The sequence below is a fragment of the Moorena sp. SIO3I6 genome (assembly GCF_010672095.1).
In genome coordinates this window covers 1-6,809 of record NZ_JAAHHU010000254.1, presented here as the reverse complement: position 1 = coordinate 6,809, position 6,809 = coordinate 1, and the positions used below count along the sequence as shown (strand labels likewise).

The following is a 6,809-nucleotide window of genomic DNA, read 5'->3' as shown; positions in this document are numbered from 1 at the left end:
CGCAATGGGGAGTTTAGGCTCTTAGACCGCACTGATGTGTTTAAGTTTAGGGTCTCAAACAACGGTCAAATTAAACTCAATCTATACAATATTAGTGCTGGTGATAATGCTAACTTCAGACTCTACCGGAACACTAAGAATAATGGCATCTTGGACTTTGGCAAGCAAAAGGTGGCTAGCTTTTTACAGGGTAGCAATGCTAACGATGTGATCAACTACAGTGCTAGCAGTGGGACTTACTTTGCCCAGGTCAGACCCTACGCTTCTGGTAGCAATGGCATTGTTTCCGATGATTTAGAGTTACCTGAAAGTACTACCACTACTGGAATTACTGCAACTACTAAACCAAATACCTATCAGCCCTTGAGCCCGAACCAAGTCTTTTCCCTCAACAGCAATCCAGACGCAGACCACGTTATTTACCTTGACTTTGATGGTCATACTACCACAAATACCCCATGGAACCAGAACTTCGGGAATTCCATTGTGACCCCTGCCTATGACACGGATGGGGATACTTCAAATTTTTCCACTGCTGAAACAGAGACCATTTGGCGCATTTGGCAACGGGTGGCCGAAGACTTTAGTCCCTTTAATGTCAATGTGACTACTGCCCAACCGTCCGATGACCAACTCAAAAAAACTAGTAATAGTGATTCCCAATGGGGCATTCGCGTTGTGATTGGGGGAGATGGTTCCTGGTTTCAAGAAGGTACCGGTGGTGTGGGTTATATTAATTCATTCAACTGGAACAGTGATACCCCCACCTTTGTTTTTTCAGAGAATCGCGCTGGAGGCAGTGAGAAAGCGGTGGCTGAAACTATTAGCCATGAGGTAGCTCATACCTTGGGTCTTACACATGACGGTAATTTAACCAACGAGTACTACAATGGTCATGGCAATGGCAGTGTCGAAACAGGGTGGGCTCCTATTATGGGAGAGGGCAACGATAGAAATCTAACTCAATGGAGCAAGGGTGAGTATATCGGTGCCAGCAACCAAGAAGATGACCTAGACATCATCACTGGGCAAAATGGTTTTGGCTATCGCCTGGACGATTATAGTAACAGTCTCATCGGTGCAGCAGCGCTATCTTTCAATGATGGTCAGGTGGAAACTTATGGCATTATTGAACAAAATAACGACATTGACTGGTTCACGTTCAATTCAACAACGGGCAACATAGCCCTAGATATTCAGCCTTTTGAGCGAGGACCTAATTTAGACATTCTGGCTAGGCTATATAATGCTTCCGGTCAACTGATTAGCTCTTCTAATCCCATCGGTTCTCTGTCCGCTAGCTTTAATCTTAACCTCTATCCAGGACAGTATTATCTAAGCATTGATGGTACTGGCCAAGGAAACTTAGTTACCGGATATAGTGATTACGGCAGCTTAGGACAATACTCTATTACTGGGACGGTTGCTTAGACTCTGCAATCTAATGCTTTAGAAACTTTCTTCAACATCTTCTGATATCAAAGGGGATGTTGAGAATTTAGACGAGTTTAACGCTTCCTCACCCAACTCCGAAATTATGCTACCAACTGCAAATAATCTTTGGTGTCCACCTCTGCTAAAAATACCTCAATTTACCCTATAGGTAAACCAGGAAAAGCCAAACTTTATTGACAAAGACTATATTCTCGATATCGTAACTGATAAATCTCAAAAGATTCACCATCATAACGCCAAACTTCTGAAACCCCTAACTCTGCATACACAGCAAAACGGTTCATAGAACTACTGGTAATATCAATTTATACTACTAAATCTGGAGCTGGAGCGGGGGAGCATGTCAACTTTGTAATTAGGTACATAGATCCCCCCTAACCCCCCTTAAAAAAGGGGGGAATTAGATTGAAAAGTCCCCCTTATTAAGGGAAACGGGGGATCTGAATCAGGGATTAACAAAACTGACATGCACCCCTGTAGCGGTTTCTAAGTTAATCCTTTTTTTGCCCTTAATTAGGCTAATCTTTTGGATATAAAAGTTTTTAGAGAACTTCGGAATAGGGAATAGGGAATAGGGAATAGGGAATAGGGAATAGGGAATAGGGAATAGGGAATAGGGAATAGAGCAGTTGGCATTCAACATAAGTATTGATTATTGCAAATATATAAGTGGACTGTATCTTTTTTGTCCAATTTTATTAATTAACTTATAGGCAAATGGCTAGATCACCTACATTCAATGTTCTTAACCCTACTCCCTACTCCCTACTCCCTACTCCCTAAAACCCAGAACAAAATTACCTCAACCAATTGAGAACTGCTATCTTACTTCAGCGTCTCCTTAAACCTATCCTCAAACTGATCTTTAGTGATCTTGCCAGCTTCTAGGTCTTCATAGAGGGTTTGAATTTTTTCTGCCAGCTGCTGATCTGCATCTGGGTCTTCAAGCAGGGCTTTTTGCTTTTTCTTAAGGGGACGAAACAACCAAGGCTCGATAAATCCTGACTTCGGTTCTTGCCATAACCCTTTTCCTTGGCGTTCCGCATCTGCCTCTGCCAACAGAAGAGAGATAGCCATCTCACGAGGGCACTTACTAAAATAATCGTAATAAATCAGTGCTAATCCTTCTTTGACTAAACTATGCTGAAGAAATGTGCCATCCAATAAGTAAACTTCGCCAATCCTACGATTGTAGCGAGTGTCGATGTCGGTAATTCTCAATTTAACTTTATTACCATTTTCTTCTACCAACTGTTTGACCCAGTCTTTACCTTCGTTGCCCCACTTAAATTGACTTTGATAGAGGGCATTGTCCTGATTTTTATCCTCAAGTTTTTTGTAACCCCACCCCTTAGGAGTTTCTGGTGCATCAATGTAAACGAAGCGCACTGTAATCTCTTCTCCGGAGCCATCAATCACATCAATGGTGTCAGCATCGGAAACTTTCTTAACAGCGTAGGTCTCTAGGGACTCAAAGTATGGCGGTACTTGAGGAGCAACTGACCCTACTTTACTTAAAATTTCACTAATCAAGTCTGTCATGGCGTAAATCGTATCAGGACTCAGATAAAAGTAATCGGTGAACAGGCCATCAGTGCCTCAAATCAACAGCCGATGCTATTCTAGATTTAAGACTAACCATAGCAAAACACTTACTGGCTGTCCATTCCCTTCAATAATCCCACAACGGGAGCAACGCCAGATGAGGGAGGTCACTTATTTCCCTGTCCGTTCCACCAGTAACCTTCAAGACAGGTGTTACCAGATTGATATATCATAGGAATTCGTGATAATTGTTAAAAACAACACCAAATCGAGAAGCGTTGCTGGTGATCAGGGATTTCTTGATCTCAAACCCAGTTGAAACCCCTTGTGTACAAGCGGCGGGGATAAAAACAAGTTAGGGGCGTGATTCCCCTTGTCTACTAAATTTGTGACGAGGAATCATACACCTCAAAAGCTAGTTGACTAGATAAGGATTTTCTAGCAGTGTTTGGTGCTGAAAAAAAAACCTAGCTGGCTCCCCATCAGGCACTACATCAAGGCTTAAGTCTAATCAAAGTCAGCCTTGGAGTTTTGCTCCGGAGCGAACGGTACGATGTTTTCAATTATATGAAGACTTGATATCGTAGCTTGTTTCCTTCTTGCTTTAGCTGAGGGAGAGTTCAAGTTGGCAGTCGCCAGTTTTTCATCAAGGCTCTTAACTAACTGCTGCTTCCGGTTTTTTCCCATTTGCTCAATGGGTGATTCTGCTGTTTCTAGAACGTTTATCTATAGTTCTGTAAAGTACTCAACTGTAATACCCACTATTGGAGGAAAAACGATGATTCGAGAGTTCATGAACAGAAATTTTCGACACTTTAATGCAGCCGTGTGTGTTCAGGCGGCTGAAGGATGGGTGAAACACCTGGAATCTGGTAATAAAATGTTTCTGACTATGGCTGGTGCCATGAGTACAGCAGAGCTCGGTATCTCTCTGGCTGAAATGATTCGCCAAGACAAGGTACATGCCATTTGCTGTACCGGAGCCAATCTTGAAGAGGATATATTCAATCTGGTTGCCCACGCTAAATATAAGAGATTACCGGATTATCGTTCACTGAAACCAGAAGAGGAAAAGGCTCTTTTTGAGTCCGGTATGAATCGAGTTACTGATACCTGTATTCCTGAAGAAGAAGCGATGAGGAAAATTGAACGGCATCTGCTGAAACTGTGGAAAGCAGCTGATCAATCTGGCCAAAGCTTTTTCCCATACGAGTTCATTTATAAACTTATTGAAAGTCAAGAGCTTAAAGACTATTATGAAATTGATACTCGTGACTCATGGGTGATGGCAGCATGGCAGAAACAAATTCCTATTTTTGTTCCTGGATGGGAGGATTCAACTCTGGGAAATTTCTTGGTTTCTGAAGTTATTAAAGGAAATATCAGTCGCTTGAATGTTGTGCGGAGCGGTCTTGAGCTGATGGTATTTCTTGTTAATTGGTATAAGGAAAATACCAGAGATTTTTCCATGGGATTCTTTCAAATTGGGGGTGGCATTGCTGGAGATTTTCCCATCTGCGTTGTGCCACTGATCCACCAGGATCTCAAGGAAGACTGTAAGTTGTGGAGTTACTTCGCCCAAATTAGCGATTGTACCACCTCATACGGTTCCTACAGTGGCGCACTACCTAGTGAAAAGATTAGTTGGGGCAAACTTGATACGGACACCCCTAGTTACGTGATTGAATCGGATGCATCAATTGTAGCTCCGCTGATTTTTAATTACGTCCTGGGTCAGTAAAATCATGTCCGGTTGAATACTTACACGCTTGTGCCCAATCGAAGCCATTTGGCAGAAGTAAAGGAATAAGGTTTAATCGGAGATGGTTTTTTATCACTAATTATCCGGACATGATATAAACCTAGAAGTGATTATTTAGGGTAGTTGCGTCAAAGCCTTTACCCCGCCTTCTTTCGTGAAGCGATCGCGTATGGGTTGGGTAGCGCTAATCCCGTTATATAGCACTAAGGTGGTTTGCAGTATAGAAATTTCCGTAGATAGGGCTATTGACCTAACACCTGCTGGAAATTTTCCCCATGGCAATTTCCTTATCCCCACTGCCCTAATAAATTGTATGATAATAGTTTTGGGAAATCTTTAGTAAAGATAGTACACAATATAGTACAGAGGAACTTATATGGCTCGATATAGAGGCCCGCGTCTGCGGGTGGTTCGCCGCCTGGGTGATTTGCCCGGCTTAAGTCGTAAAACACCCCGCCGTGCCTATCCCCCAGGTCAACATGGTCAAAACCGTAGGAAACGCTCAGAATATGCGATCCGTCTCGAAGAAAAGCAGAAACTCCGCTATAACTACGGAGTGACTGAAAAGCAGTTAATTCGCTATGTCCGTAAAGCTCGTCGAGCCACCGGTTCCACTGGACAAGCTTTGCTGCAACTGCTAGAAATGCGACTGGATAACACAGTCTTCCGCATGGGTATGGGAGGTACCATCCCAGCTGCTCGTCAGCTCGTGAATCACGGTCATGTTACTGTAAATGGTCAAGTAGTTAATATTGCTAGCTATCAGTGTCGCCCTGGGGATGTGATTGCGGTTAGAAACCGTGATCAATCCCGCCGTCTAGTAGAACGCAACTTGGAATTTCCTGGCTTAGCAAACCTTCCTAGCCATTTAGAGTTTGATAAGAACACCTTCACTGGGAAGGTGAATGGGATTATTGATCGGGAATGGGTAGCATTACAAATTAACGAGCTACTGGTGGTTGAGTACTACTCCAGGAAAGTCTAACCCGGGTTGAAAGTTAACAGGTTGAACGCGATCGCGTTCAACCTGACTAACCTGTAACCTAAAAAACTATCCGCCAATTTGTGACATCGTCCTTGTATATAAACCATCGGTACCAGAGTCTCTCTCCTTGAAATTGATTTCTGGTTTAATCATCAGCAACTGTCTGACCTGCTCTCTTAAGTCAGCGGTATCAACGCCGCTGCGTAGAGCAGTTTTTAAGTCAACTTGACCTTGTTCATTAAGTAGGCAGGGACGCAGCCAACCATCAGCAGATAGACGCATCCGATTGCAGCGATCGCAAAAACATTCTGACATCTGACTAATAAATCCCAGGGTGCCCTTGGCACCAGAAATCTGGAACACATCAGCTGGGCCATTACCCCGGACACTTGATTCTATCAAACCCCAGCGTTCACGAATCCGTTGCCGTAATTCTTCCGAAGGTACCCACGCCCGCTCACCAAATAGCTGGGAGTTCCCGATGGGCATAAACTCGATAAATCGAACGTGCCAGGAGCGGTCAATGGTTAGAGCAGCTAAATCCAGCACTTCCTGGTCATTAACTCCTGGAATTACCACCACATTCAGCTTTAACGGGTCAAATCCAACCTGATGGGCAGCTTTTATCCCTTCCCAAGTCTGTTCCCAGCGCGAACGTCCCCGATTGCCAATAATTTTGTGAAATGTCTCTCGATTGAGGGAGTCCAGACTAATATTAATCCGCCGTAAACCCGCCTGGTAGAGTTCCTTTGCCATACCAGCCAGTAAAAAGGCATTGGTAGTCATGGCTAAATCTTGTGTTTCGGGTAAAGATGCGATCGCTCTAACTAACTCCACTACACCTGGACGCAATAGGGGTTCACCTCCGGTGAGGCGAAACTTTCTAAATCCTACCGGGATAAACACCTCCTTGAGCAGAGTCAGCAGTTCTTGATCAGTGAGTAATTCTTGCCGTAGGATATAGTCAAGTTCTGCTCCTTGAGGCATACAGTACTGACAACGGAAGTTGCAGCGGTCAATCAAGCTAATCCGGAGATAGTCTACAGTATTCATAATTGCTGG

Annotated in this window: 7 protein-coding genes; 3 read left to right on the top strand and 4 right to left on the bottom strand. The window is 43.6% G+C overall.

Annotated elements, in window-relative coordinates:
* The coding region (locus F6K49_RS33105) for a hypothetical protein (protein WP_293103479.1) at positions 1-1,431 on the top strand (1,431 nt) is incomplete at its 5' end.
* A 469-nt stretch (positions 1,432-1,900) separates the two neighbouring features.
* On the opposite strand, the gene F6K49_RS33100 is transcribed toward F6K49_RS33105, so the two are convergent.
* Positions 1,901-2,098, bottom strand: a complete 198-nt coding sequence (locus F6K49_RS33100; protein WP_293065941.1) for a hypothetical protein — start codon at positions 2,096-2,098, stop codon at positions 1,901-1,903.
* Positions 2,099-2,280: 182 nt separating this feature from the next.
* Positions 2,281-2,997: a thermonuclease family protein gene (locus F6K49_RS33095; RefSeq protein ID WP_293065944.1), complete on the bottom strand. Its 717-nt coding sequence runs from the start codon at positions 2,995-2,997 to the stop codon at positions 2,281-2,283.
* Positions 2,998-3,778: 781 nt separating this feature from the next.
* Here F6K49_RS33095 and F6K49_RS33090 point away from each other — a divergent pair.
* Positions 3,779-4,741, top strand: coding sequence for a deoxyhypusine synthase family protein (locus tag F6K49_RS33090; protein ID WP_293103475.1), 963 nt, complete (start codon positions 3,779-3,781; stop codon positions 4,739-4,741).
* Positions 4,742-4,876: 135 nt separating this feature from the next.
* Here the strand turns inward: F6K49_RS33090 and F6K49_RS33085 are convergent, their stop codons facing one another.
* Positions 4,877-5,059 carry a hypothetical protein gene (locus tag F6K49_RS33085; RefSeq protein WP_293017902.1) on the bottom strand — a complete coding sequence of 61 codons (183 nt, stop codon included), beginning with the start codon at positions 5,057-5,059 and terminating at the stop codon, positions 4,877-4,879.
* Between the two features lie 79 nt (positions 5,060-5,138).
* Between F6K49_RS33085 and rpsD the strand changes: the two genes are divergently transcribed.
* Positions 5,139-5,747, top strand: coding sequence for a 30S ribosomal protein S4 (rpsD, locus tag F6K49_RS33080; protein WP_293017903.1), 609 nt, complete (start codon positions 5,139-5,141; stop codon positions 5,745-5,747).
* Positions 5,748-5,813: 66 nt separating this feature from the next.
* On the opposite strand, the gene moaA is transcribed toward rpsD, so the two are convergent.
* Positions 5,814-6,800, bottom strand: a complete 987-nt coding sequence (gene moaA / locus F6K49_RS33075; protein WP_293065949.1) for a GTP 3',8-cyclase MoaA — start codon at positions 6,798-6,800, stop codon at positions 5,814-5,816.
* Positions 6,801-6,809: the final 9 nt, after the last annotated feature.

What these genes read in the sequence shown, in the direction of transcription:
- F6K49_RS33095 (WP_293065944.1), bottom strand. Translation starts at nt 2,997, where the DNA reads ATGACAGACTTGATTAGTGAAATTTTAAGTAAAGTAGGGTCAGTTGCT.
- rpsD (WP_293017903.1), top strand. Translation starts at nt 5,139, where the DNA reads ATGGCTCGATATAGAGGCCCGCGTCTGCGGGTGGTTCGCCGCCTGGGT.
- F6K49_RS33090 (WP_293103475.1), top strand. Translation starts at nt 3,779, where the DNA reads ATGATTCGAGAGTTCATGAACAGAAATTTTCGACACTTTAATGCAGCC.
- F6K49_RS33100 (WP_293065941.1), bottom strand. Translation starts at nt 2,098, where the DNA reads ATGTTGAATGCCAACTGCTCTATTCCCTATTCCCTATTCCCTATTCCC.
- moaA (WP_293065949.1), bottom strand. Translation starts at nt 6,800, where the DNA reads ATGAATACTGTAGACTATCTCCGGATTAGCTTGATTGACCGCTGCAAC.